Origin of the sequence: Bacillus sp. FSL K6-1005, from assembly GCF_038000225.1 — a bacterium.
Classification (GTDB): domain Bacteria; phylum Bacillota; class Bacilli; order Bacillales; family Bacillaceae; genus Bacillus; species Bacillus mojavensis.
In genome coordinates this window covers 2,068,425-2,092,235 of record NZ_JBBOBP010000001.1, presented here as the reverse complement: position 1 = coordinate 2,092,235, position 23,811 = coordinate 2,068,425, and the positions used below count along the sequence as shown (strand labels likewise).

Here is a 23,811-nt window from a genome sequence, read left to right as displayed (position 1 = left end):
CTGCAAAGGAAATGTTCCCCCTTACGTCAAATGTACACTTAGGTAAGGAGGGAATGGAACATGAGGGACTTATTCATTAGAAAAGACATGGAGCTGACAGTCAGTCTGCTGTATTCCGCAGTGGAAGAAAACAGACTCCGTTTGGCATCTATTGTTAGCCGCATGACTCACAGAGAACTATATGATAAGGGGTGCTGTCAAACAAAAAACAGCACGGCACAGCTGCTGCAGCATATCGCAAATGTTGATATCAGATGGGTGTGGCGCATAAAGGAGAATCGGGTCCCTGACCATATTGAAGACATTTACGGCCCGATGACAGATGAAAGCGGACGATTGCCTGAACCAAAGAATCAGCCGGGATTAGAAGAGCTTTTGACAAGGCACCAACATGTCGTAAACGAGCTGAAATCGGTATGTAAGACCTTGACCGAGAACGATTTGCATCAAACGCTTTCTTACGAGGGTGACAAGGCAACAGTAAGATGGGGCATCTGGCATATGGCGGATCATAATCGCTATCATCAAGCCCATATTGAAGCCCTCAAAAAAGAATGGAAGCAGGATATAATCAAAAATGCGCGCTGAAACGAAGCTTGAGACCGAACGGATTCGTTTGCGCTGTATGGAGGACAGGGATCAAGAAGCTTTACTTGAGCTTTTCAGCGACCCTGAAGTGATGAAGTATTATTCCGGTTTAAAAGATAAACAGGAAACCCGCGAGTGGATCGCTTGGAACAAAAGAAATGAAAAAGGGTACCGGGTCAGTCTCTGGATCGCTGAGGACAAACAGTCGGGGGATTTTTTAGGCCAATGCGGAATCGTACCTCAGCAAACTGAAAATGAAACGGCGATGGAAATCGGCTATATGTTTGCACGCCGGCACTGGGGAAACGGCTATGCGCAAGAAGCGGCCAAAGCCTGCCTGGAATATGGCTTCAATCACCGGCAGTACGGCAAAATTGCGGCTTTGATTGACCCGGATAACAAAGCGTCTATACGGGTGGCGGAGAAAATCGGCATGCTTTACAGCCGGACGATCAGAAAATGGAATAAACCGATTGCTGTGTATGAAAGAAAATCTTACAATTGAAGACAGCATTGAGGTGTAGTATCATAAGACCAGATAAAGTTTTCTAGGGTTCCGCATGTTAATTGACATGGACTGGTCCGAGAGAAAACACATATGCGCATCATAACAGCGCATATGCACACGGAGGGAAAAAAGCCCGGGAGAGTCAAGCTCATTAGAGTCGACTGTCCGGGGTTTTTTTGTTTTCGGACAATAATAGGAGGAAAGGAATGATGTGATATGAAATGGGGATTGGTTGTGCTGGCCGCCGTGTTTGAGGTTGTTTGGGTTGTGGGCTTAAAGCATGCTGACTCACTCTTAACATGGAGCGGCACTGCCGTCGGTATCATATTTAGCTTTTATTTATTAATGAAGGCGACAAGCAGCCTGCCGGTCGGTACTGTATACGCCGTCTTTACAGGTCTTGGCACAGCAGGAACGGTGATGAGTGAAATGTTTCTGTTTCACGAACCGGTCGGATGGCCGAAGCTTGTGTTAATCGGTGTGCTCTTAATCGGTGTGATCGGATTGAAGCTTGTGACACAGGATGAGGCTGATGAAAAAGGAGGCGAGGCATAATGCTTCATTGGATCAGTTTATTAGGCGCGGGCTTTTTGGAAATGGCAGGCGTCGCACTTATGAATCAATTTGCGAAAGAAAAAAGCGCGAAATGGGTGGTGCTGATCATTATCGGTTTTGCCGCCTCATTTTCCTTATTATCGTTTGCTATGGAAACCATTCCGATGGGCACCGCTTACGCCGTTTGGACAGGCATTGGCACCGCGGGCGGGGCGCTTATCGGCATTCTCTTTTACAATGAGCAGAAAGACGCCAAACGGATCTTCTTTATGGCTTTAATCTTGTGCTCGGCCGTCGGTTTAAAAATTCTGTCATAAATTGATTTTTATCAAATCTTCAGTATAATGGATAATTAGTCTAGACTTACAAAGATAAGAGGGATTATTCATGAAATCATATATGACCCAGCGGTTAAATGAATACCGTGACGGAAATGAAGATAAAGGGCGCCTCTTGGTCAGCTGTCCCGATCAGCCGGGAATTGTTGCTGCGGTTTCTGCGTTTTTATTGGAACATGGCGCCAATATTATTGAATCCAATCAATACACGACAGATCCTGAAGGCGGGCGTTTTTTCCTGAGAATTGACTTCGATTGCAAGGGCATTCAGGAGAAAAAAGAAAAACTCCAGGACGCGTTTTCGTCTATTGCGGATACATTCGACATGACGTGGAGCTTAACGATGGCCAGCGAGCTGAAGCGTGTCGCTATTTTTGTATCAAAGGAGCTTCACTGTCTGCATGAGCTCATTTGGGAATGGCAAACAGGCAATCTTATGGCGGAAATCGCGGTTGTCATCAGCAACCATGAAGATGCGAGAGACCTTGTTGAACCGCTGAATATTCCATTCCACTATTTAAAAGCGAACAAAGATATCAGAGCGGAAGTGGAGAAACAGCAGCTTGAACTGCTGGAGCAATATGATATTGATGTGATCGTTCTTGCTCGCTACATGCAGATCTTAACGCCTGATTTTGTGTCAGCTCACCCGAATCGAATCATTAATATCCACCATTCCTTCCTGCCTGCTTTTATCGGTGCCAATCCGTATAAACGGGCTTATGAGCGGGGGGTCAAATTGATTGGCGCAACTTCTCACTATGTCACAAATGACCTTGATGAAGGGCCGATCATTGAACAGGACATTGAGCGTGTTGACCACCGCGACAATGCCGACGCGCTGAAAAATATCGGCAGAACGATTGAACGCAGCGTTCTTGCCCGTGCTGTGAAATGGCACTTAGAAGACCGTGTCATCGTTCACGAAAATAAAACAATTGTCTTTAACTAGACTGCCAGGCGCCCGCGTAATGCGGGTTTTTTTGATGTGTAAAAAACCTTGACAAGAAGCCTTTTTCTTTGCATAATATAAAAAAATCATTGAGCGTTGAAGAGGATTAGTAAGCAGATCTTTCTGTGACAGAGAGCAAAATGAGTGGCTGAAACATTTTGCCGCATGAAACCTGCCGAACCTGCCTTGGAGTCTTAGGGGGAAAACCTAGGCGCATAACCTGGCGTTACAGGGAAGCGGAACGTGCTGAAGTGCGTTCAAACAAGGTGGTACCACGGAAACCCATTTCGTCCTTATCAATAAGGATGAAATGGGTTTTTTTATTGTAAGTTGGCTGGCGAAAAGCCGCGGAGGAGAATAAATGAAAAAACAAAGAATAGTAGTGAAGATAGGAAGCAGTTCGCTTACAAATAGCAACGGAAGCATTGATGAGGTAAAAATCAGAGAACACGTTCAGGCAATTTCTCTTTTGAAAAAAGCGGGGCATGAACTGATTTTGATTACCTCGGGAGCAGTAGCGGCGGGGTTTTCCAGCCTCGGTTATCCGTCCCGTCCCGTCACCATCAAGGGAAAACAGGCGGCAGCCGCGGTCGGACAAACACTGTTAATGCAGCAATACATGAATCAATTTAAACAATACTCACTTACCCCGGGACAAATCCTTTTGACGAGAAATGATTTTTCGAAAAGAGAGCGGTATCGAAACGCGTATGCAACGATAATGGAATTACTGGAGCGCGGCGTCATTCCGATTATCAATGAAAATGACTCTACATCTGTTGAAGAATTGACATTCGGGGATAATGACATGCTTTCTGCGTTGGTCAGCGGTTTGATTCATGCGGACCAGCTCATGATTCTCACTGACATTAACGGGCTGTATGATGCCAATCCGAATGAAAATCCTGATGCAAAGCGATTTGATTACCTGCCGGAGATCACCCCTGAATTGCTGGGATACGCGGGTTCAGCTGGATCAAAGGTCGGCACTGGCGGTATGAAATCAAAGCTGCTGGCCGCACAAACAGCACTGTCTCTTGGGGTCAAAGTATTCATCGGAACAGGCAGCGGTGAACAAAAGCTGGCGGATATTCTAGACGGCAGGGGAGATGGGACTTATATCGGCGACAAGGAGCTATCCTCAGTCAACAATACGAGACAATGGATTCAATTCCACTCGCCAATATCAGGAGAAATTGTCATTGACGCGGGTGCCCAAGAGGCGATGGTTTATAACGGAAGCAGTCTTTTACCGGCTGGCGTAGTGGGCGTGAACGGAAGCTTTCCAAAAGGGGCTGTCGTGGAAGTCCGTGGACCGGGCGGTGTGATCGGCAAAGGCCAGACCCATTATTCATCTGAGGAAATTATGGAGGCAAAAGGCAAACGAAGCAATGAGCTTGATTTTGACAAAACGTTTGAGGTCATTCACAGGAATGACTGGGTCAACTTAAAAGACTAGGGGGCGGAAAAATGAGTGAAGTTTCTGTAAAAGCGAAGCTGGCAAAAGAAGCAGCAGCTGAAATGATGATGAAAACAACGGCTGAAAAGAATGAGGCGCTCAGTCTCATTGCAAACGGACTCCGGAAAGAATTGGATTTTCTCTTATCGGAAAATGCAAAAGACATAAAGAACGGAAAAGCAAATGGGTTAACACCCGATGTCATTGACCGTCTCACGCTGGATGAGAAACGCATACGCGACATCGCGGACGCGGTAGAGCTATTGATTGATCTGGCTGACCCAGTCGGCGAATCTCTTGAAGCAATTGAAAAAGAGAACGGCCTGTTTATTGAAAAAATCCGTGTGCCGCTCGGAGTTGCCGGAATGATTTATGAGGCGAGGCCAAACGTCACAGTTGATGCAGCTACCCTTTGCCTGAAAACAGGGAATGCGGTCGTCCTGCGGGGGAGCTCCTCAGCCATTCACAGCAACAAAGCACTCGTCAGTGTCATTCACAGAGCGCTTGAGAAGTCAGTGCTTCCCATCAACGCTGTGCAGCTGATTGAGGATACGAGCAGAGAGACAGCAAAAGAACTCTTTACGTTAAATGACGGCTTGGATGTATTGATTCCGCGCGGTGGCAAAAAACTGATCGATCTCGTTGTTAGAGAATCAACAGTCCCAGTATTAGAAACCGGAGCAGGCAACTGTCATATTTTCATAGATGAAACGGCAAATCCGGAAATGGCAGAAAGGATCGTTGTAAACGCCAAAACGCAGCGCCCTTCCGTTTGCAACGCGATTGAATCATTGCTGATCCATAAAGCATGGGCAGAGCAGCACGGAAAAGAATTGCTGACGCAGCTGGAAAAAGCGGGAGTCGAAATCCGCGGTGATGAATTCGTATGTGGACTTCATTCTTCAAGCAAACAGGCGTCAGAAGAAGATTGGGGAACGGAATACTTAGGGCCTGTCATTAGTGTAAAGACGGTTGAAAGTGTACAGGAAGCTGTACAGCATATCCAGAAATACGGCACTAATCATTCTGAAGCCATTTTAACTGAAAACGATAAGCATGCAGCTTACTTTCAAACGGCTGTCGATGCCGCCGCGGTTTATCATAACGCGTCGACCCGTTTTACCGATGGCTTTGAATTTGGCTACGGAGCAGAAATCGGCATCAGTACACAAAAGCTTCATGCAAGAGGACCGATGGGTCTTCCTGCATTAACTTCTACAAAATATATCATTAAAGGAACAGGACAAATTCGCGAATAGCGGGGCAATGTTCGATGAAAAAGCTTATCTCGTAACGGGATAAGCTTTTTTTGTTCGCTAAAAAATTGACACAATAAATTAGATTGTGTACAATTAAATTGTATAAAATATATTTAGGGGGATACAAAAATGAGTCAGCCATTATTTACAGCGTCTGTTTCAGCGGTAGGAGGAAGAGAAGGAAAGGTGATTTCATCAGATCGCGTTCTCGAGCTCGATGTCGCAATGCCGGGAACACCGAGATCAAAGAAATTAGAAAAAGCGACAAATCCGGAGCAGCTGTTTGCGGCAGGTTACGCAGCTTGCTTTGACAGTGCACTTCAGCTTGTAGCAAGAACAGAACGAGTAAAAGTGGAGACAGAGGTTACGGCGCATGTCAGCCTGCTAAAGGATGAAGCAGATCAAGGCTACAAACTGGGTGTGACGCTGCAGGTGAAAGGAAAAGGTGTCAGCTCATCAGAATTACAGGCACTTGTCCAAAAAGCGCACGGTGTTTGCCCTTATTCAAAAGCAACCTCCGGCAATATCGATGTCACATTGGAAGTCGCTGAATAAAAAATGAGGATGCCTCACATAGGGCATCCTCATTTTTTTTGGTGCAGCGTTTCAAGCAATGTATATAGAGCCGATTTTAAGTGTTTTAATTCCTCGCCGGACTGGCCTGAGAGTGCCAGAATCGTTCCCGGAATATCAGCCGCTTTTTCTTTTAATAACGTTCCGTTCTCGGTCAGGCTGATCATCACCAACCGCTCATCCTCTTCAGATCTTTTTCTGGTAATCAAGTCCTGCTGCTCCATCCGTTTCAGCATCGGTGTCAGCGTTCCGGAATCCAAATACAGAAGCTCGCCCATTTTTTTGACGGAAAGTGTTTCGTGTTCCCACAATAAAAGCAAAGCCAAATATTGAGGGTATGTCACATTCAGCTTTTCAAGCAGCGGCTTGTACTGCTTTGTCATTTCCCGCGAACTAGCATAAAGCAAAAAACAAAGCTGATTCTCTAATTTCATATGATCAAATCCATTTTGCATCTGTGTTCACCAACTCTTTCTGACATTACATACTATTGTAGCTGAAAATCACCACTTTTCCTATTCTCGGCAAACAAAACATGTTTAAAAAGATGTGTATGGGAAATATAACAACTAAAGACAAATAAGGAGGCTGAAAACAAATGGCATTATTTACAGCAAAAGCCACTGCTCGCGGTGGACGTTCAGGACATATTCAATCAGATGACGGGGTTCTCGATTTTGACATTGTCATGCCCAATGCAAAAAAAGAAGGACAAACCGGAACAAACCCGGAACAGCTCTTTGCCGCAGGCTATGCAGCATGCTTTGGCGGCGCGCTTGAACACGTGGCCAAAGAACAAAATATTGACATTGATTCAGAAATAGAAGGTCAGGTCAGCCTCATGAAGGATGAGAAAGACGGCGGCTTTAAAATTGGAGTCACATTAGTCGTCAATACAAAGGGATTGGATCGGGATCAGGCCCAAAAGCTTGTCGAGGCTGCTCATGAATTCTGTCCTTATTCTAAAGCAACAAGAGGAAATGTTGATGTGAAATTGGAATTAAAATAATTTGCGGCATCCTGAGAGTTCTCAGGATGTTTTTTTGCGGATAATAACGGATTGGTTATGATCTTTTCGAAGTGTGAATACATGTAGTATAGGTGGATTCAGACTAGAGAAAAGGTGAGCAAATGAAAAGACCGAAGCTGTCAGTTTGTATGATTGTTAAAAATGAAGAACGTCATATTGTCCGCTGTTTAGAAAGCGTGCAGCATATTGCTGATGAAATCATTATCGTTGATACCGGATCAAACGACCAAACAGAAGAAATTTGCAGAAGTTTTCATGCTCAGGTCTATCATCATCAATGGACACAGGATTATTCGCAGGCAAGAAACATCAGTTTACAGCATGCCAAGGGTGAGTGGATTTTGATTTTGGATGCAGATGAAGAGTTAGACTTGGATACGGGAAGCTTGTTGCGTTCATTGCTGAATGACTGCAGGCAGTCCCTTGGTTACGTAAAGGTTATAAACTATACGGGAAAGCAATGGGATGAAAACGAAGCATTTGAACAAATGCAGATCAGGCTGATACGGAATCAGCGGAAGATAACTTTTAAGGGAAGAATTTGCGAAAAGCCCGTGGGTGAGGAGGCAAGCGGCGCTTTCTCTCTCCCTTGTGTTATTCACCATTACGGCTATCTGGAGCAGGAGGCAAAGTGTAAGCATAAACACAATGTAAGCATATTGAATACAGAATTATCGTCGTCATATGCCGACCCGCTTCTCATTTATCAAAAAGCAGCTGAGTACGACAGAGGCGGCGAACCGAGCAAAGCCATCCGCTTGGCAATGAATTTCATAAATGAATGTAACAGCAAAAAGCAAATTCCTCCAGCGATTATATATTATATCAAGTTTAAACTCCTCATTGATACTGAACGGTATGAAGAAGCTGAACGGGATATTGATGAAGCGCTGCGGCATTATCCGGATTACAGCACCCTTTACTACTACAAAGGGATAATGATGTATCAGCTTAAAAAAGTCAGAGAAGCGATTACAGCATTTGAATCCTGTCTGCAAACGCAAGGTGAAAACCATCAGTACGTACAGGTGAAAGGAGCCGCTGATTTTCGATCCCTTTGCTGGCTGGGCGTCTGTCACGCTGAATTGAATCAACATATGACAGCAGTTTTATATTTGCAAAAAGCGCTGAAAGCAAACCCGAGGTGTACTCAGGCACAGCAACTGCTCAGCGAATTAACAAAGGATCAGGCCGTACATGCCTGATCCTTTAATATTCTTTTTTATGGTCAACATCCCGCCATGCTTGGAACGGAGACAAATGCTCCGCAAGAGTCACGTGATAAAAGGGGATCGTTCTCTCTTCAGCAGGTTTATCAATTTCTTCATAAATAAATGAATCATCAAATCCTGCTTCAGCAGCATCTGTATGCTCAGCAGCAAAGTAAACGGCTTTCGGCCGGGCCCAGTAGATGGCGCCTAAGCACATGGGGCATGGCTCGCAGCTCGTATACAACATGCAGTCATCCAGCTGGTATGTCCCAAGTGCTTTACAGGCGTTTCGAATAGCAGTCACTTCCGCGTGGGCAGTCGGATCATTGCTTGTAGTGACGTTGTTCTGTCCCTCGGCTATAATAATTCCATCCTTCACGATAACGGCTCCGAAAGGCCCGCCGATTCCAGCTTTCACTCCTTCACGTGCAAGCTCGACAGCCCGCTTTAAAAACGCTTCATGATTCATCCCAAACCCTCCCAGTCGATCGAATGATATAAGTATAGCCGAAAAGAAGTGTAAAAAACATTCTCAAAAAAATGAAAAATAAACAAAATATTTGGGGGATTTGCTAAGATGAAAAAAGGGAGGGGAGCATATGCTGCATTTGTATATTGCCAGGCATGGACAGACGCATTGGAACGTAGACAAAAGGATGCAGGGCTGGCTGGATTCTAGTCTAACAGAACTTGGACTGTACAACGCCCGTGCTCTTGGAAAACGGCTGAAGGATATTGAATTCAATCAGGTTTACATCAGCCCGAGCAAGCGGACAGAAGAGACGGCAAAAGCTATATTGGGATCGCGCCGCCTGCCGCTGGTGAAAGATCGTATATTCAGAGAGATGTCACTGGGGCCTTGGGAAGGGAAAAAACAAGAGGATATTGAAAGAGACGAACCTGATCTTTTTCATGCTTATTTTCAGAATCCTGAAGCATATCGCCAGCCGGGATGTGAAAGTTTTTTTGACCTTGAAAGCCGGGTAAGACTGGCTCTCCAATCGATTTTAAACAGCCATTCTTCCGGGAATGTTCTTCTGGTTACCCATTCTGTCTTTATATTGATGCTGTTAAATATCATAAAGGGAAGAGGCATTCATGACATATGGAACTCCTCTTACATACATGATACGTCTTTGAGCCTTGTGGCATTTGATAAAAACGGAACAGCCGATATTTTAAAAGAAGGGGATGGAGAGCATCGAAAACCGAATTCCGTTTTCTAAAAGAAAAACCATCTGCATCTGCAGATGGTTTTCATCTTAAACAAGCTGTGTCTGCTTGGCTCTTGCCTGTTTTGCCGCTTCAACCATATTTTTTAAGGCTGCGACTGTTTCTTCCTGCTGTCTTGTTTTTAAACCGCAGTCAGGATTTACCCAAAAACGGTCAGTCGGACATACGGCAAGCGCATCAACGATAATGTTGTACATTTCTTCAGTTGACGGGACACGGGGACTGTGAATGTCATAAACACCAAGACCGAGTCCTTTCAAATACGGATGCTCTTTTAAGTAATCCAAAAATCCTCCGTGGCTTCTGCTGTGCTCGATCGTAATAACATCCGCGTCAAGATCATTAATCGTATCGACGATGTCTTCAAAGTTGCTGTAGCACATATGCGTATGAATTTGCGTCTCGTTTTTCACCGAAGAAGTGGTTAATCTGAAGGCTTCTGCCGCCCAAGTCAAATATTCATCCCAATCTTGGGTTTTTAATGGAAGACCTTCACGCAGCGCCGGTTCATCGACTTGAATGATTTGAATGCCTGCGTCTTCAAGCGCTTTTACTTCTTTGCGAAGGGCGAGCCCGATTTGGAACGCGATTTCTTTTCTCGAGATATCGTTCCGAGGGAAAGACCAATTTAAAATCGTAACAGGCCCTGTCAGCATTCCTTTTACATGCTTGGATGTTAACGATTGAGCGTATACAGTATCTTTTACTGTCATCGGTTCAATAAACTCTACATCTCCATAAATCACGGGCGGGCGGACACAGCGTGAGCCGTATGATTGAACCCAAGCGTATTTTGTGAAGGCAAAGCCGGCCAGCTTTTCACCGAAGTATTCGACCATGTCTGTCCGTTCGAATTCACCGTGAACAAGAACGTCAAGATCCAATTTTTCCTGAATATCAATCCATCTTTTCGTCTCCGCATTGATAAAGTTTTGGTATTGTTCATCAGACCACTCGTTTTTCCGCCATTTTTGGCGTGCGCTCCGCACTTCAGCAGACTGCGGGAAACTTCCGATCGTAGTCGTCGGCAAAAGCGGGAGGCCGAGAGATTCATTTTGCAGGGATAAACGTTCTTCAAACGGAATCGGGCGCTTGAAGTCTTTATCGCTTAACTGCTCCAGCTCTTTCTTTTGTTCAGAATTGGCGCCTGTTGCAAATTGTTTAAGCGCTAAAATATCAGCTTTCGCCTGCTGAATTTGCTCACTGATGGCAGCTTTGCCTGATACTAAGCCTTCTTTTAAAGCTGTCAGCTCTGCCAGCTTTTCTTTTGCGTAAGACAATCCGTTCAGCAGATCCTGTTCCAAATGCTCATCTGGGTGTTTCGCTACCGGAACATGAAGCAGGCTGCTGGAAGGCTGAATCCATAGTTCATCAACCTGTGCGAGGCTGAGGATATGAAGCACGGCATCGAGGCGTTCTTCAAGATCCGCTTTCCAAATGTTGCGGCCGTCTATAACGCCGGCTGCCAGCACTTTATCTTTCGGAAAGCCGTGTGTCTTAAGCTGTTCCAGGTTTCTGCCCTTATCATGAACGAAATCAAGCCCGATGCCCTGTACAGGATAAGAAATGAGCTCCTCATAAGCATCAACAGAATCGAAATACGTTTGCAAAAGCACATTCAAGGAAGAAAGCTCATTTGTGATGCTCTCGAATAACTCTTTTACGCCGCGTACATCCTCTGCTGAAGCGGTGACAAGCGCAGGTTCATCAATTTGAACCCATTTTACGCCTTCTTCTTCAAGCTCTTTTAAAAGCTGAACATATAAAGGAACGAGGCGCTTTTGAATTGCTTTAGCTTCAGATGGCTCGTAGCCTTTTGCAAGCGTGACGAACGTATAAGGGCCGACGATAACAGGTTTTGTTTCAACGCCGTACTCCTGTTTGATTCGGCGGTAATCTTCCAGCTGTTTGTTTCTTGTCAGGCGGAACTCTAGGCTCTCGTCATATTCAGGCACGATGTAATGGTAATTTGTATTAAACCATTTTGTCATTTCACTTGATACGGCGTCTTTTATTCCGCGGGCGATGGCGAAGTATGTATCTGTACGGTCAGTCAGGTGTCTGAAGCGTTGCGGGATCCAGTTGAAGCTGACCGCCGTGTCAAGAACGTGATCGTACTGTGTGAAATCAGAAACAGGCACAACATCAATCTGCTGGTCAATTTGCGTTTTCACTGCGGATAAGAATAATTCATCGATTTGCTTCAAAAACGTATCTTTATCGCTGTTTCCTTTCCAATACGCTTCAAGCGATTTTTTCCATTCTCTGTTCAGTCCGATTCTTGGGAATCCTAAATTCGATGTTTTGATTGTTGTCATTGTTTCTCCTCCTTTATATGTAAAACACTCTTGTTGACCCGCGGATACAGGCTATTAAGAGGTTTTCTCACAACTAAAAAGCCTCTTTCCCATGAGAGAAAGAGGCTTTTTTACAAAACATATAGCCTCTCTCATCTCTCAGAAACAATCTGATGGAATTAGCACCGTGCCTTAAGAGATATAAATCTCGGCGCGAAAATCAGTGCGCCCCATTTCACAATGGAATTACGGTCGGTTGCTGTTGGGGTCAAAAGGCCAATCCCTCGCCCAACTCTCGATAAGAGAAAATGTTATTAATTTTTTGAAAAGTTGAATCATTTGTTGGTAATCTTAACAGCAAGTCAAATTCATTGTCAACAAAGATTTTAAATTTTATTTTACAAATTACGGTATATATTATATGAGAAAAATAATATTATAGGGTCAGTAAATGTGACTGCTCTGCTTTCTCCGACAGCTCATCAGGAGCAGTTAAATACAGGAATCCATTCCCCGCCAATGTTTTTGCGATATCGAGCGGAAGTGTCCTGCGGATCAGCTGCGCATAAAGCTCAGATTCAGAAAGCTCTCTTTGAAAAGATTCTTCTTCAAAGTTTTTAATTAAAGCAAGCGCTCCGCTGACATGAGGGGCAGCCATTGAAGTGCCCGTCAGCTTCCCGTATTTCTTGTTGGGAAGAGTGGATAAAATGTTTTCACCAGGTGCAACAAGATCAATTTCTTTGTTTGCGTTTGAAAATTCTGACGATTCTCGCGCTACTGAAACCGATCCAACCGCAATCACATCATTATACGCAGCAGGATAGGAAAGCTCCTCTGTGCGTTCGTCGCCGTCACCTTCATTTCCCGCGGCACAAACGACTAGCACTCCGTTTTTGACGGCGTTTTTGACCGCTTCCTCCAGTTCAGGCACATCGCTCGGTCCGCCAAGGGACATTGAGATGATATCAGCCTTTTGCTCAACAGCATAGTTAATACCGTTAATAATCCATTCGTACTTTCCGCTGCCGTTTTCACCGCCAAGCACCTTTACAATTAAAAGGCTTGCCTCAGGCGCAACTCCGGCGATGCCGCCGTTTGAATCGTTAGCCGCAATCGTTCCGGCAACGTGAGTGCCGTGTCCGTTGTAGTCGGAAATGGCATCTTCCTTGCCGCCGTCATCATCTGTGAAATTCTTGCCGCCGATGATTTGGTTTTTCAGATCGGGATGGCTTGTATCGCAGCCGGTGTCCAATACAGCAATTGTTACATCTTTGCCTTTAACCCCTTTTGCCCACACTTCTGGCGCCTTAATCACTTTAATACCCTCAGGAAGCTCGTTCACATCCATGATCTGCTCATTCGTCACATACGGGATCAAGCGGATTTCACCATTCATAAAAAAGCCCTCCTTTTTTATGCCTGCAAGTGGATACAAGGGTGTTATCTCACATTATATGAAAAAAACAGCCGCTCGGACAGAGTCGTTTGAAGCATTTTGAAAAAATAGGATACAATCCAATGGATTAGTCATTTTCAAAATAATGGGTGGGTTTAGCGTGTATGACTGGGATTCAGCTGTCAGTCAAGTTATAATAGAAGCTGGGAAAGGAGCAGTGTGATGAAACTGAATGAAAAAATATTTGCGTTTTTTTCTGAGCATGTAGAACAAATGGCCGAGGAATGGATTGACACAATGGAGGAAAGCGATCCGAATTCAATTTATGCCTTACATAATGCAACTGTAACCGAGGAGCTGAAAGAGCAGGACAGAGAGTTCTACCGGCATCTGAATTACATGTATGTTTTACCGGAAAAACAATTTCTCGATGAATTTCAACAATGGGTTATTGAGCTGACGAATGATCAAAAACATCTCGATACCCCGGTGCAATACGTCATCCGTGAGTTTATGAGAAACCGAAGATTATATACGAAGTATTTTGAGAAATTCGCAAAAGAAAACGAGTCGGCATTTGGACCGGGAGAAAAACAAAAATGGGCTAATTTGATTGTGAAAGTTTTTGATTTTACCATTTATACATTCGTCGATCACGCTGAATCGAATGCAAAACAGCAATTAAATGCCCAGAGAGAAATGATACTGGAATTAAGTTCGCCTGTCATTACTCTGAGCAAAACGACAGCTCTGCTGCCGCTTGTCGGTGATATTGATACTGAACGGGCAAAGTTTATTCTCGAGAACACGCTTAGTGCATGTGCGAAAAGACGCATTGAGCATCTGTTAATCGATCTTTCAGGTGTCGTCGTTGTGGATACAATGGTGGCGCATCAAATCTTTAAATTGATTGAGGCGCTTACTTTAATCGGTGTCAGATCCACATTGTCTGGAATCAGGCCAGAAATCGCGCAAACCGCTGTACAGCTTGGAATTGATTTTACGAACATTAATATTAAAACCAATCTTGCCCAAGCATTGAACTATCATCAATAATGAGAAAGCCGCTATTCAACATAGCGGCTTTTTTATGAGGTAAAACATAAAGACACAAGAAAAGATCCTGCGAATAACAAGAGAACGATGAAAAAGAACAGCCAGTCGCGCAGGCTGACGGTAAGCGACCGGTAATACGTCCGGTTTCGGCTGCCTGTAAATCCTTTTGATTCCATCGCAAGAGCTGTTCGTTCCGCTTTTCTGATCGCACTTGCTAATAGCGGGATTGTATAGCGCTTTAACGCGCTTATTTTTTCTTTTAAGCCATTTTCCGCCGCCCCGCCTCGGATTTTATGTGCCTGCTGGATCAGCTGGACCTCCTCTTTTAACAGAGGGAGAAAACGAAATCCGGCAATGACGCCATATGCGAGCTTCGGGGACAGCTTACACTGTTGCACAAGACTCAGCATAAATAGAATCGGATCGGTTGTAAAAACAAACATCATCGATAAGGCAGAAAAGCACAAAATCCGAAACCCGAGTGAGATGCCGACAGCCACATTTTCACTGTTGATCGAAAAAGGGCCGGCTTGGAACAGAATATTATCTGCAGTTGTGGGAATTTTGCCGAAAACAGCGGCTGTCCATACGCAGCCGAATGCTAAAATCAAAAACGGAATCGTGAACAAAAGCCATTTTTTCAGCGGTATTCTGGCCGCAAATAGGACACCCGCAACAATTATGATATAAAAGCATGCCGGTGTGTAAGGATTGTAAATAAACGACAGCATGACGACACAGCAAAAAACCGCCGCTGCTTTTACTGCCGGGTTAATGAGATGTAACGGCTGCTTCATCGCGCACCTCCTGCTGGTATGTCATCCATTCATATCGAAGGGGGAGGGTGAGCTTTGCTTTTTGGACGAGCTCGGCTTCCTTAGAAAATAATTGTTCCGGTGTTCCGTCAAAGGCCAAATGTGTGTCGTGAAGCACAAGCACGCTGTCAGCATATGAAGATACAAGCTCCATATCGTGTGTGATCATAAGAACAGCGGTGCCTTCTGCCTGGATATGCTGAATTATCTCCATACATTCAGCTGCTGTTTTGGCGTCTTGCCCAAAGGTCGGTTCGTCTAAAAGCAAGACCTTTACATCATGCATCAGCATGGTAGCGACACTCAGCCGCCGTTTTTGCCCTTGGCTGATCGCAAACGGATGGTGGTCCGCCAAATGTGCAAGACCGAAGCGTTGCAGCAGATTCTGCGCTCTTTTCTCGGTTTCGGCATTTGCCGTATGGCCGAACAGCAGCTCATCATATACTGTATCAGTCACAAACTGGTGCTCTGGATTTTGGAAAACAAACCCCAATTGTTTACGAAGCTCTTTTTCTTTGTAAGACTCCAGCGGCTTATCATGCAGAAAAATCTTGCCGCTATTCGCTTTGAGCAAACGGGCGAGAACAGATAGCAGCGTAGATTTTCCTGTGCCGTTTGGCCCGACAAGTGCCGTCAAAGAGCCTGCACGCAATGAAAAACTGATGTCTTTGAAAATGGTCTGCTGTCCTCTTGAAAACGATAAGTTCTTGACCTGCACTGCATGTTCAGCAGAAAGAACCACAGCTTCTTCAGTATGCCCAGCAGGGAAGGGTTCCTTGAACAGCGTTTCCTTTGACAATGTAAACGGGATAATCACATTTTCTTGTAAGTCACAAATTTTTGGCACAGCGATTCCCATTGTTCTTAACATGTTTGAGTGATGCTGAAACATATCCGTAGTCGGCCCGTCTAAGGCTTTCTTGCCTGCTCCATCCAGTACAATTGTTCTTTCAACCCAAGGCGCCCACTCATCAAGCTGATGTTCGATGACGAGAAGGCCGAAGCCTTTTTCCTGCTGAAGCTCTTTGATCATTTGAACGAATTCCCGCGCTGAATAAGGATCTAAAAGGGAAGTCGGTTCATCCAGAATAATGAGCTCAGGCTCCATCGCCAAAATACAGGCGAGCGCGACTTTTTGCTTCAGTCCCCCTGACAGAGTAGAAATTGTGCTTTTCTTTAAATGAGAGATGTGTAATTTATCCAGAACTGCATCAATTTTCTTTGCCATTTCTTCTTGAGGAACTTGCAAATTTTCCAATCCGAAGGCGATTTCGTCCTCCACTGTCAGCATACAAAACTGCTGATCAGGATCCTGAAAGACGACTCCGACATGCTGAGCGATCGTTTCAGAGGTTTCATCATCAGTAATAGGTTTTTGAAATAAGAATACATGCCCGGACAGCACCCCGTCACAAGCTTCGGGGTAAAGTCCGTTTAAACAGAGGGCAAGCGAGCTTTTTCCGCACCCGCTCGGCCCTAACAATAAAGCGCATTCTCCTTTTAGGAGCTCAAACGTTATCTCTTGAAAAATCGGTTTCTCGTTTTCTTCATATGAAAAACGAAGCCGGTCAACCGAAAGTAACGTATTATAGGCTTGCATGATTAGATACCCGTTTCCGTTTCTTTTTCAGTTCCTTTCCCAGCGCCATTCCGTTTAAGACGCCCGTATATGCGAGAGAATCGCTGACAGCTTTTCCAAGAAGTCCGGCTAGAACCGCACCTGAAACGAGACGGATCACAAGCATAATGAGCAGGTAGCCTGGTGAATACGCCGCATAACCGGAAACAAAGAGATCATAAATAAAGCTGGCCACCGAAGACCCCATACCCGCCAAAAGCAGCACAGGAAGGGAATATGCTTTCCAGCGTGTCGCAAGAAATACTGCTTCCGCTCCGAGACCTTGAACAACGCCGATCACGATAACCATCGGGCCTGAAGGATTTCCCAGCAAACATTCAACGAGAGCTGCGATGACTTCAGATACAAGGGCAGCCCCCGGTTTGCGAATGATGTACGCAGCAATCACCGACACGATAAACCAAATGCCGTATATCGGTTCATAAGCGATGGGCCCGAACATCCCTGCAAGTACGTTTCCAAAATGAGTGAATACTAAATAAACAATGGCAAAAACAATACTGATTACAGACATGATGACAATTTCTTTTACTTTCCAGCTTTTCATTTTATCCCTGCTTTCTGTTTTCTTGATGGACTGTTTGCCGAGAAGTTCACGGTCATTGTGACGTGTGTTGTTTGCTGATTTGCCATGCGGAAAGCGGCTTCCAGCGTTCGGAACACGTCGTGTGCATCTCCGTCTAGCTCACTTGCGTAATGAACACCCTGTACAAAGGTGCCGTCAGCCTTAGCGATTTCAACAGCTTTCATGATGATGTCCATATAATCCGGCTCATTCATCGGATAAAGTGCAAATTGGCATGGAGCCTCTGCTTTCAGGGTATGGACAAATTCTTCGTTGACACGCTTTTCATCTGCTGTCAGAAATGTATCTCCTTGTGTATCGCCGGGGCAGCCGATGGAAAACGTCCCGTTCATAACGATGTGTTTTTCGCTATTTGCTGCATAAAGGTAGATGGCTTTGGCGGCGTCGAATACATGCTCGATCGATCCGCGCAAAACTGTGCTGATATGATCGGTTTTTGTCCAAACCTTTGACGTATCGGTTTTTTTCAGCGCAGACTTGATCACACTGATAAAATCATCCGTCATTGGGTATAAAGAGAACCGAAAACCGGCGATTCTGCTTGTACCGCATAAGTTGTCCATTTCTCTGACCTCCTGTTTTTTTGGTAAAATAAAAAACTGCATATCCTTAGGGAATATGCAGTCATAGATCGAGTAAGCGCACGAAAAAATACACCTTTCGGTCAACCTGCACTTCCCCACGCTGGTATTATCCAGATCGGGTCATAAGGGATCAAAGCGCGTTTGTTCGCGCTTTATCTCAGCCATAACAGCACCCCTAGTGCTTTCCGTATACAATTTTTTATTTTGACATCATAATAGATGATAAGAATCATTTTGTAAACAATGAAATCATTTTTTTCATATAGGAACATGAGAGGATGAGCGGATTTGGAAAAAGGGCACATATTAATTGTGGAAGATGAAGAAAAAATCGCCAGGGTCCTTCAGCTTGAATTGGAATATGAAGGATACAGCGTGACCATCAAACATAATGGCACTGAAGGGCTTGACGCGGCCGCCGAAGGTTCGTATTCCCTGCTGCTGCTTGATGTCATGCTGCCTGGGATGAGCGGGCTTGAAGTGCTGCGCCGGCTGAGGAAAACAGATCAAGGAACACCGGTTATTTTATTAACCGCCCGCGACAGCATTCCAGATAAGGTAACAGGGCTGGACATCGGTGCGAATGACTATGTCACCAAGCCGTTTGAAATTGAAGAATTGCTTGCCAGAATCCGAGCGGCACTTCGCCAAACCGGAAGCAAAACAGAGGATATCGGCACATTTTTGACATATGACGATTTGCAAGTAAACGAAAAAACACGTGAAGTCAGACGGGGAGACAAAGAAGTTGAATTAACACCCCGGGAATTTGATTTGCTCGTCTATATGCTGAAGCATCCGCAACAAGTGCTGACGAGGGAGCAAATTCTCAGCTCTGTATGGGGGTTTGATTACATCGGTGATACAAATGTCGTCGACGTGTACATAAGGTATATCAGAAAAAAAATGGACTATCCTTACGAAAAACAGCTGATTCATACCGTGCGCGGAGTCGGCTATACCATTAAGGGGTAAATGATGAAGCTGAAGACTAAGATTCATCTTTATACATCTATTTGGCTGTTGATTTTATTAATGTTGGTCCATACTGCGGTCTATCTCATTTTTTCATCGGCACTCACCTCAAAGGATGCAGCCCGTCTTGCTGATGAAACGGACAATATCGCCGAAGCTCTTCATACCGCCGAAACACAAGGAGTGGCTCTGCAGGATATGCTGCAGGCGTATCTTCCGGCAAACGGAATGGTACGGATAGTGAATGCGGATCAGAAAGCCGTTATGACCATCACCAAGGAAAAAGCATATAAAGACTTCCCTCTTACTTTTCACAGCGGAGAGACGACAGACGTGACAAAGCATAAAGGCAAACTGTTTGCAGCAGCAGCTGTCCCTGTCATTTGGACAGATGGACAAGTCGTATCTCTTCAGCTCGTGGAAAGGCTGGAGCATACAGAAGAAAGTCTTTTTCTGCTAAAATTTATTTTAATTGCGGCCAGCGCAGCGGTCTGTATCGCTTCCTTCTTTGCCGGCAGCTTACTCGCCCGCCACATCATCAATCCAATCAGACAATTGGTGACAACGATGAAAGACATCCAGAGAGAAAAAGCATTCAAAACAATTTCTCTGGAAGGACAGTCGCACGACGAATTATACCAAATGGGGCTGACTTTTAATGAGATGGCGAGCATGCTGAAAGAGCACTACGACAAACAGCAGCAATTCGTCCAAGACGCTTCACACGAGCTGAAAACCCCGCTCACCATTATTGAAAGCTACAGCAATCTAATGAAACGCTGGGGGGCAAGAAGGCCTGAAGTGCTTGAGGAATCCATTGAAGCCATTCATTCGGAAGCGATCCATATGAAAAAACTGACCAATCAGCTGCTTACCCTGGCCAAGAGCCATAAAGAACTGGAGCTTGATCTGAAAACGGTTGACCTGGTCGAAATGTCGCGCGCCGTCATACAAACACTCCAGCCGGTTTATAAACGCGACATTTTTCTCGAGGCGGGCAAAGAGCATTTGCTCGTAACGGCAGATGAAGAACGCATAAAGCAGCTGCTGACGATTTTGCTTGATAATGCTATAAAGTATAGTGACAAGGGCATTGTGATTTCCGCAGGAACCAAAAACAGCCGGCCGTTTTTGTCTGTAAGGGATGAAGGAATCGGCATACCTGAAGAGCATCTCCCGCGCCTGTTTGAACGTTTTTACCGGGCGGATGAGGCGCGTAACCGCAAAACAGGCGGAACGGGTTTAGGTCTATCCATTGCGAAACATATTGCCGATGAGCATGGCATTGACCTGTCTGTAAAAAGCAAACCGGGACAGGGAACAAATGTCACAATGCAATTTAGAGAACAGAATGGGGGAGCGCTATGACAAAACGAATGAAAACAGGAGCTGCGGCGGCGGCAGCCGTTTTAGCCATTGTCATCTGCGCGGTTCTTATCATTCAGCAGACCCATGAGGACGCGCTGTCAAAGGAGGCAGTCATAAAAAAAGTAGAAGCCTCCTATGAAGGCGACATCACAAAAGTGACGCGATCTAATGATAAAAAAACGTATGATATGACTCTGGAAAATCCAAAAGGAATTTATTTTCTGAAAGCTGATGCTAAATCGGGTGACATATTGTCAATGAACAGAGTGAAAGAGACGAACACATCTGACATGACAGAAAAAGAAGCTGAGCAGCTTGCTCTGGTGCGGGTGCCGGGCACCGTCAAAAAACACACGCGAAAACATGGAGTTGCGTCGTATACCATTCAAAAAAATAATGGGGAAACATACAAAGTGAAGGTAGATATGAAGACAAAAGCGGTGGTGTCCGCTGATAAAATCAGCAGCAAAGACAAACAAAAGACAACAATTTCGGAAAAAGAGGCAAAAGCCATTGCAGAGCGTGAAGCTGGAGGAAAAGCAGATGACGCCGATTTGGAAGAAAGCGAAGGCACTCTCTTGTTTGAAGTAGATGTTGATCTCCCGAATGACAAGGAAGCTACAGTGAAAATAAACGCCTATACCGGCAAAGTTTCTAATATTATCTATGAAGACTAATGGTTTTCTCATCAAATTCTCATCTTTCTCTCGTTTTCCTTTCATGTTGAGTGTGTAAACTGAACTCATAACAAAACAAGGGAGGAATCACATATGCTGAAGAAAAGATGGATGATAGGCATATTAGCAGGTTGTTTAGCGGCCGGAGGATTCAGCTACAACGCGCTTGCGAAAGAAAATAATGAACATACACAGTCTGTTTCTGGAACTGTCGGACTTACTGAACAAGAAGCGGAGTCCATTGCCAAAACAGTTGTTGACGGAACAGTGGATGACATCGACAGAGACATCTATAACGGCAAAGAAGCCTATGAAGTTGAAATCGAAAAAGACGGCGAAGATTATGATGTTTATGTGGATATTAAGACCAAACAAGCTCTCAATGACCCGTTAAAAGAGAAAAAAGAGCAAGTTGTTTTGACAAAAGAAGAAGCAGAACAGATTGCTCTAAAGCAAACAGCTGGAACCGTCACAGAAAGCAAGCTGGATGAAGACGATGGTGCGTACATCTACGAAATTGAGGTTCAAACGAAACAAGGGACTGAAGCAGAATTTGACATCTCTGCAAAGGACGGACGTATAATTAAACAGGAATTAGACGACTAACCCCGCACACGCGGGTTTTTTTTCATGATAACGAACGGTTTTTTGGAGAATCTAATGAGTAAAGGAGGCGAAGCGCATGGAAAAGAAAGAAGAACAATACATCAATCAGGCTGAGTATGTTCCACATCCGACGAAGGAAGGGGAGTACGCCTTATTTCTTCATGAAACCTATCATTTGCTTTCTGAAGATGATGAGACGCAAACAACAGAATAAGGGCTTATAGCCCTTATTTTATTTCATCTGATGAGGTGTAAACGCATTAATAACTTTTTTAAGTTGACATAGCTTGTTTTTTTCTGTAATCTCAGTGTGTCAATTCAATTACGAACTTCGTTAGGTGAGGCTCCTGTATGGAGATACGCTGCTGCCCAAAAATGTCCAAAGACGCCAATGGGTCAACAGAAATCATCGACATAAGGTGATTTTTAATGCAGCTGGATATTGCTCCTATGCCATACAGTGCTAAAGCTCTACGATTGAAGGCGCCCGCACGCTTTTTTTGCTGTGCTTCTTTCCCCTTCAATCCAGAAGGCTTTTTTTATGCCTTGAAAACGAAATGCTGAACAAAAAGGAGGTGCGGAGTATGGATTCTCCCCATTCGAGTCAATCTGAAGAAGTACCCATATACTATGACAGCGAGACAATTGATCACACGATGAGGAGACGATCTGCCGCACCTTCTGGCGAGGCCGGCACGTCTCCGTAGAGGAGGTACGAGTCCCAATGGTTCAAAACATGACCTATGACGAACTCATTTTACGCATCATTATATTATTGCGAGACGGAAAAATCAGGGATTTCAGAAGTGTTATTGATGAGCTTCAGCCCTATGATATGGCATTTATTTTTAAAGAAATGCCGGAAAAACACCGTGCCCGCTATTTATCTTATTTAACTGTTGATGATATTACTGATATGATTGGCGAACTGGAACGGGAATTTCAGCTAGCCGTCTTAAATAAAGTCGGAAAAACAAAAGCAACACTCGCGATGAACAAAATGGACAACGATGACCTCGCTCAATTGCTTGAAGAAATGGATGAAGAGCTGAAGGATCAGCTTTTATCCAGCATGGAGGCCTCAGAGTCAAAAGCCGTTCAGCTCCTTATGAATTACCCGGCTGATTCAGCGGGGCGCATGATGACCAACCGTTATGTGTGGATTCCTCAGCATTACACGGTAAAAGACGCGGTCGTCAAACTAAAAAGTTTCGCGGAAATCGCAGAGTCTATCAACTACTTATATGTCATAAATGACAGTAAGCAGCTTGTCGGCGTTCTGTCATATCGCGATTTGATTCTCGGGGAACCGGAAGAAAAGGTGCAAGACTTGATGTTTACCCGTGTCATCGCAGCAGACGCGCTTCAAGATCAGGAAGAAGTGGCGCGGCTGATTGAACGTTACGATTTCTTAGCGATTCCGATCGTGGAAGAAAACAATGTGCTTGTCGGGATCGTGACGGTCGATGATATCATCGATGTCGTTATTCGGGAAGCCGATGAGGATTACGAAAAATTCGCCGCTTCAGGTAAAGCCATTACCTTCGATACAAAAGCATATGTTGCAGCATACCGCCGCCTTCCATGGCTGATCCTGCTCTTGTTCATTGGGCTGATTTCAGGCAGCATCATGAGCTATTTTGAAGATACGCTGAAGCAGGTCGTGGCGCTGGCATTCTTTATGCCGATGGTGTCAGGGATGACAGGGAATACAGGAACACAGTCTCTCGCGGTTGTCATCAGAGGTTTATCTAAAGAAGAAATGAATAAAAAAACGATTATGAAACTGATTTTTCGGGAGCTCAGAACGAGTATTTATATCGGTGCGGTCTGCTCTGTCTTAATTACGGTAATCGCCATCATATGGCAGGGGAATGTGCTTTTAGGATTTGTTGTCGGCTCTTCACTGCTGCTGACCTTGATTATCGGCACGATGTCCGGAACAATCATCCCTATTATTCTGCACAGGCTGAATGTAGACCCGGCCATTGCGTCAGGCCCGCTCATTACGACGCTAAATGATATCTTGTCTTTATTAATTTATTTTGGTATTGCAACTGCATTCATTCACTCATTATAAACGATAAAAGTCCGTCTCAGATTGCG

General features: G+C 44.7%; 27 protein-coding genes and 4 riboswitches. Of the genes, 19 read left to right on the top strand and 8 right to left on the bottom strand.

Going from position 1 to position 23,811, the window contains the following annotated elements:
* Positions 1-60: 60 nt before the first annotated feature.
* From NST16_RS10910 to NST16_RS10875, 8 genes are all read left to right on the top strand, one after another.
* Positions 61-588: a DinB family protein gene (locus tag NST16_RS10910; protein WP_340886454.1), complete on the top strand. Its 528-nt coding sequence runs from the start codon at positions 61-63 to the stop codon at positions 586-588.
* Complete coding sequence (locus NST16_RS10905) at positions 578-1,093, top strand: GNAT family N-acetyltransferase (RefSeq protein ID WP_010333951.1); 516 nt, start codon at positions 578-580, stop codon at positions 1,091-1,093. The genes NST16_RS10910 and NST16_RS10905 overlap by 11 nt, the downstream gene beginning before the upstream one ends.
* 32 nt (positions 1,094-1,125) lie before the next feature.
* Positions 1,126-1,238: riboswitch (guanidine-I (ykkC/yxkD leader) on the top strand.
* A 74-nt stretch (positions 1,239-1,312) separates the two neighbouring features.
* Positions 1,313-1,651 carry a DMT family transporter gene (locus tag NST16_RS10900; protein WP_010333952.1) on the top strand — a complete coding sequence of 113 codons (339 nt, stop codon included), beginning with the start codon at positions 1,313-1,315 and terminating at the stop codon, positions 1,649-1,651.
* Positions 1,651-1,968, top strand: coding sequence for a DMT family transporter (locus tag NST16_RS10895; protein ID WP_340886447.1), 318 nt, complete (start codon positions 1,651-1,653; stop codon positions 1,966-1,968). Before NST16_RS10900 ends, NST16_RS10895 begins: the two co-directional genes overlap by 1 nt.
* A gap of 70 nt (positions 1,969-2,038) precedes the next feature.
* The gene (gene purU, locus NST16_RS10890; RefSeq protein WP_168747561.1) at positions 2,039-2,941 is read left to right on the top strand and encodes a formyltetrahydrofolate deformylase; all 903 of its coding nucleotides are present in this window, start codon (positions 2,039-2,041) and stop codon (positions 2,939-2,941) included.
* Between the two features lie 361 nt (positions 2,942-3,302).
* Positions 3,303-4,400 (top strand): glutamate 5-kinase, encoded by a 1,098-nt coding sequence (proB, locus tag NST16_RS10885; protein WP_029441214.1) that lies wholly within the window; start codon positions 3,303-3,305, stop codon positions 4,398-4,400.
* Positions 4,401-4,411: 11 nt separating this feature from the next.
* Positions 4,412-5,659 carry a glutamate-5-semialdehyde dehydrogenase gene (proA, locus tag NST16_RS10880; protein WP_340886442.1) on the top strand — a complete coding sequence of 416 codons (1,248 nt, stop codon included), beginning with the start codon at positions 4,412-4,414 and terminating at the stop codon, positions 5,657-5,659.
* A 129-nt stretch (positions 5,660-5,788) separates the two neighbouring features.
* Positions 5,789-6,214: an organic hydroperoxide resistance protein gene (locus NST16_RS10875; protein WP_340886439.1), complete on the top strand. Its 426-nt coding sequence runs from the start codon at positions 5,789-5,791 to the stop codon at positions 6,212-6,214.
* A gap of 29 nt (positions 6,215-6,243) precedes the next feature.
* Here the strand turns inward: NST16_RS10875 and NST16_RS10870 are convergent, their stop codons facing one another.
* Entirely contained in the window at positions 6,244-6,687 is a 444-nt protein-coding gene (locus NST16_RS10870; protein WP_168747567.1) for a MarR family winged helix-turn-helix transcriptional regulator, read from the bottom strand.
* Positions 6,688-6,830: 143 nt separating this feature from the next.
* Here NST16_RS10870 and NST16_RS10865 point away from each other — a divergent pair, with 143 nt between their 5' ends.
* Positions 6,831-7,241, top strand: a complete 411-nt coding sequence (locus tag NST16_RS10865) for an organic hydroperoxide resistance protein (protein WP_010333958.1) — start codon at positions 6,831-6,833, stop codon at positions 7,239-7,241.
* 122 nt (positions 7,242-7,363) lie between these two features.
* Entirely contained in the window at positions 7,364-8,467 is a 1,104-nt protein-coding gene (locus NST16_RS10860) for a glycosyltransferase (RefSeq protein WP_340886433.1), read from the top strand.
* A gap of 4 nt (positions 8,468-8,471) precedes the next feature.
* Here the strand turns inward: NST16_RS10860 and NST16_RS10855 are convergent, their stop codons facing one another.
* On the bottom strand, positions 8,472-8,942 hold the full coding sequence (locus NST16_RS10855) for a nucleoside deaminase (RefSeq protein WP_095713465.1): 471 nt from the start codon (positions 8,940-8,942) through the stop codon (positions 8,472-8,474).
* Positions 8,943-9,072: 130 nt separating this feature from the next.
* Here NST16_RS10855 and NST16_RS10850 point away from each other — a divergent pair, with 130 nt between their 5' ends.
* A complete protein-coding gene (locus NST16_RS10850) occupies positions 9,073-9,699 on the top strand; it encodes a histidine phosphatase family protein (RefSeq protein WP_340886429.1) in 627 nt (208 codons plus the stop codon).
* Positions 9,700-9,735: 36 nt separating this feature from the next.
* Here NST16_RS10850 and metE read toward each other — a convergent pair whose 3' ends face one another.
* Both metE and isp read right to left on the bottom strand, forming a co-directional pair.
* Positions 9,736-12,024: a 5-methyltetrahydropteroyltriglutamate--homocysteine S-methyltransferase gene (gene metE / locus NST16_RS10845; protein ID WP_340886428.1), complete on the bottom strand. Its 2,289-nt coding sequence runs from the start codon at positions 12,022-12,024 to the stop codon at positions 9,736-9,738.
* A gap of 128 nt (positions 12,025-12,152) precedes the next feature.
* Positions 12,153-12,308, bottom strand: a riboswitch (SAM riboswitch).
* Between the two features lie 131 nt (positions 12,309-12,439).
* The gene (gene isp / locus NST16_RS10840; RefSeq protein WP_340886425.1) at positions 12,440-13,399 is read right to left on the bottom strand and encodes a serine protease Isp; all 960 of its coding nucleotides are present in this window, start codon (positions 13,397-13,399) and stop codon (positions 12,440-12,442) included.
* A gap of 222 nt (positions 13,400-13,621) precedes the next feature.
* On the opposite strand from isp, the gene rsbRB reads away from it, so the two are divergent.
* Positions 13,622-14,455: an RsbT co-antagonist RsbRB gene (gene rsbRB, locus NST16_RS10835; protein ID WP_010333964.1), complete on the top strand. Its 834-nt coding sequence runs from the start codon at positions 13,622-13,624 to the stop codon at positions 14,453-14,455.
* A 32-nt stretch (positions 14,456-14,487) separates the two neighbouring features.
* Here rsbRB and NST16_RS10830 read toward each other — a convergent pair whose 3' ends face one another.
* Genes NST16_RS10830 through NST16_RS10815 form a run of 4 tightly spaced genes read right to left on the bottom strand, consistent with a single transcriptional unit; the run spans position 14,488 to position 18,058 of the window.
* The gene (locus NST16_RS10830; RefSeq protein WP_326191897.1) at positions 14,488-15,252 is read right to left on the bottom strand and encodes a CbiQ family ECF transporter T component; all 765 of its coding nucleotides are present in this window, start codon (positions 15,250-15,252) and stop codon (positions 14,488-14,490) included.
* Positions 15,227-16,870, bottom strand: coding sequence for an ABC transporter ATP-binding protein (locus NST16_RS10825; RefSeq protein ID WP_340886417.1), 1,644 nt, complete (start codon positions 16,868-16,870; stop codon positions 15,227-15,229). The genes NST16_RS10830 and NST16_RS10825 overlap by 26 nt, the downstream gene beginning before the upstream one ends.
* Complete coding sequence (locus NST16_RS10820; RefSeq protein ID WP_168747579.1) at positions 16,857-17,456, bottom strand: ECF transporter S component; 600 nt, start codon at positions 17,454-17,456, stop codon at positions 16,857-16,859. Before NST16_RS10820 ends, NST16_RS10825 begins: the two co-directional genes overlap by 14 nt.
* Complete coding sequence (locus NST16_RS10815) at positions 17,453-18,058, bottom strand: YkoF family thiamine/hydroxymethylpyrimidine-binding protein (protein WP_168747580.1); 606 nt, start codon at positions 18,056-18,058, stop codon at positions 17,453-17,455. The genes NST16_RS10820 and NST16_RS10815 overlap by 4 nt, the downstream gene beginning before the upstream one ends.
* 96 nt (positions 18,059-18,154) lie before the next feature.
* A riboswitch (TPP riboswitch) is annotated at positions 18,155-18,266 on the bottom strand.
* Between the two features lie 101 nt (positions 18,267-18,367).
* Between NST16_RS10815 and ykoG the strand changes: the two genes are divergently transcribed.
* From ykoG to mgtE, 7 genes are all read left to right on the top strand, one after another.
* On the top strand, positions 18,368-19,054 hold the full coding sequence (gene ykoG / locus NST16_RS10810; RefSeq protein WP_340886414.1) for a two-component system response regulator YkoG: 687 nt from the start codon (positions 18,368-18,370) through the stop codon (positions 19,052-19,054).
* 3 nt (positions 19,055-19,057) lie between these two features.
* A complete protein-coding gene (locus tag NST16_RS10805) occupies positions 19,058-20,422 on the top strand; it encodes a sensor histidine kinase (RefSeq protein WP_340888336.1) in 1,365 nt (454 codons plus the stop codon).
* Entirely contained in the window at positions 20,419-21,099 is a 681-nt protein-coding gene (locus tag NST16_RS10800) for a PepSY domain-containing protein (RefSeq protein ID WP_340886412.1), read from the top strand. Before NST16_RS10805 ends, NST16_RS10800 begins: the two co-directional genes overlap by 4 nt.
* Positions 21,100-21,192: 93 nt before the next feature.
* The gene (locus NST16_RS10795; protein ID WP_326197159.1) at positions 21,193-21,705 is read left to right on the top strand and encodes a PepSY domain-containing protein; all 513 of its coding nucleotides are present in this window, start codon (positions 21,193-21,195) and stop codon (positions 21,703-21,705) included.
* Between the two features lie 76 nt (positions 21,706-21,781).
* Entirely contained in the window at positions 21,782-21,919 is a 138-nt protein-coding gene (locus NST16_RS10790; RefSeq protein WP_003218541.1) for a transcriptional regulator SplA domain-containing protein, read from the top strand.
* Positions 21,920-22,028: 109 nt separating this feature from the next.
* Positions 22,029-22,194: riboswitch (M-box (ykoK) riboswitch) on the top strand.
* A gap of 95 nt (positions 22,195-22,289) precedes the next feature.
* Positions 22,290-22,412 (top strand): hypothetical protein, encoded by a 123-nt coding sequence (locus tag NST16_RS10785; RefSeq protein WP_267495994.1) that lies wholly within the window; start codon positions 22,290-22,292, stop codon positions 22,410-22,412.
* Positions 22,413-22,429: 17 nt separating this feature from the next.
* The gene (mgtE, locus tag NST16_RS10780; RefSeq protein ID WP_168747584.1) at positions 22,430-23,785 is read left to right on the top strand and encodes a magnesium transporter; all 1,356 of its coding nucleotides are present in this window, start codon (positions 22,430-22,432) and stop codon (positions 23,783-23,785) included.
* The last annotated feature ends 26 nt before the right edge of the window (positions 23,786-23,811 follow it).

Excerpts from the sequence above, each read along its gene's own strand:
- NST16_RS10860 (WP_340886433.1), top strand. The coding sequence starts at position 7,364 with ATGAAAAGACCGAAGCTGTCAGTTTGTATGATTGTTAAAAATGAAGAA.
- NST16_RS10850 (WP_340886429.1), top strand. The coding sequence starts at position 9,073 with ATGCTGCATTTGTATATTGCCAGGCATGGACAGACGCATTGGAACGTA.
- metE (WP_340886428.1), bottom strand. The coding sequence starts at position 12,024 with ATGACAACAATCAAAACATCGAATTTAGGATTCCCAAGAATCGGACTG.
- NST16_RS10865 (WP_010333958.1), top strand. The coding sequence starts at position 6,831 with ATGGCATTATTTACAGCAAAAGCCACTGCTCGCGGTGGACGTTCAGGA.
- rsbRB (WP_010333964.1), top strand. The coding sequence starts at position 13,622 with ATGAAACTGAATGAAAAAATATTTGCGTTTTTTTCTGAGCATGTAGAA.
- NST16_RS10805 (WP_340888336.1), top strand. The coding sequence starts at position 19,058 with ATGAAGCTGAAGACTAAGATTCATCTTTATACATCTATTTGGCTGTTG.
- proB (WP_029441214.1), top strand. The coding sequence starts at position 3,303 with ATGAAAAAACAAAGAATAGTAGTGAAGATAGGAAGCAGTTCGCTTACA.
- NST16_RS10900 (WP_010333952.1), top strand. The coding sequence starts at position 1,313 with ATGAAATGGGGATTGGTTGTGCTGGCCGCCGTGTTTGAGGTTGTTTGG.
- NST16_RS10870 (WP_168747567.1), bottom strand. The coding sequence starts at position 6,687 with ATGCAAAATGGATTTGATCATATGAAATTAGAGAATCAGCTTTGTTTT.
- NST16_RS10790 (WP_003218541.1), top strand. The coding sequence starts at position 21,782 with ATGGAAAAGAAAGAAGAACAATACATCAATCAGGCTGAGTATGTTCCA.
- NST16_RS10825 (WP_340886417.1), bottom strand. The coding sequence starts at position 16,870 with ATGCAAGCCTATAATACGTTACTTTCGGTTGACCGGCTTCGTTTTTCA.
- NST16_RS10820 (WP_168747579.1), bottom strand. The coding sequence starts at position 17,456 with ATGAAAAGCTGGAAAGTAAAAGAAATTGTCATCATGTCTGTAATCAGT.
- NST16_RS10830 (WP_326191897.1), bottom strand. The coding sequence starts at position 15,252 with ATGAAGCAGCCGTTACATCTCATTAACCCGGCAGTAAAAGCAGCGGCG.
- NST16_RS10875 (WP_340886439.1), top strand. The coding sequence starts at position 5,789 with ATGAGTCAGCCATTATTTACAGCGTCTGTTTCAGCGGTAGGAGGAAGA.
- proA (WP_340886442.1), top strand. The coding sequence starts at position 4,412 with ATGAGTGAAGTTTCTGTAAAAGCGAAGCTGGCAAAAGAAGCAGCAGCT.
- NST16_RS10800 (WP_340886412.1), top strand. The coding sequence starts at position 20,419 with ATGACAAAACGAATGAAAACAGGAGCTGCGGCGGCGGCAGCCGTTTTA.
- NST16_RS10785 (WP_267495994.1), top strand. The coding sequence starts at position 22,290 with ATGGATTCTCCCCATTCGAGTCAATCTGAAGAAGTACCCATATACTAT.
- NST16_RS10855 (WP_095713465.1), bottom strand. The coding sequence starts at position 8,942 with ATGAATCATGAAGCGTTTTTAAAGCGGGCTGTCGAGCTTGCACGTGAA.
- NST16_RS10795 (WP_326197159.1), top strand. The coding sequence starts at position 21,193 with ATGCTGAAGAAAAGATGGATGATAGGCATATTAGCAGGTTGTTTAGCG.
- NST16_RS10910 (WP_340886454.1), top strand. The coding sequence starts at position 61 with ATGAGGGACTTATTCATTAGAAAAGACATGGAGCTGACAGTCAGTCTG.
- mgtE (WP_168747584.1), top strand. The coding sequence starts at position 22,430 with ATGGTTCAAAACATGACCTATGACGAACTCATTTTACGCATCATTATA.
- NST16_RS10905 (WP_010333951.1), top strand. The coding sequence starts at position 578 with ATGCGCGCTGAAACGAAGCTTGAGACCGAACGGATTCGTTTGCGCTGT.
- NST16_RS10895 (WP_340886447.1), top strand. The coding sequence starts at position 1,651 with ATGCTTCATTGGATCAGTTTATTAGGCGCGGGCTTTTTGGAAATGGCA.
- isp (WP_340886425.1), bottom strand. The coding sequence starts at position 13,399 with ATGAATGGTGAAATCCGCTTGATCCCGTATGTGACGAATGAGCAGATC.
- purU (WP_168747561.1), top strand. The coding sequence starts at position 2,039 with ATGAAATCATATATGACCCAGCGGTTAAATGAATACCGTGACGGAAAT.
- NST16_RS10815 (WP_168747580.1), bottom strand. The coding sequence starts at position 18,058 with ATGGACAACTTATGCGGTACAAGCAGAATCGCCGGTTTTCGGTTCTCT.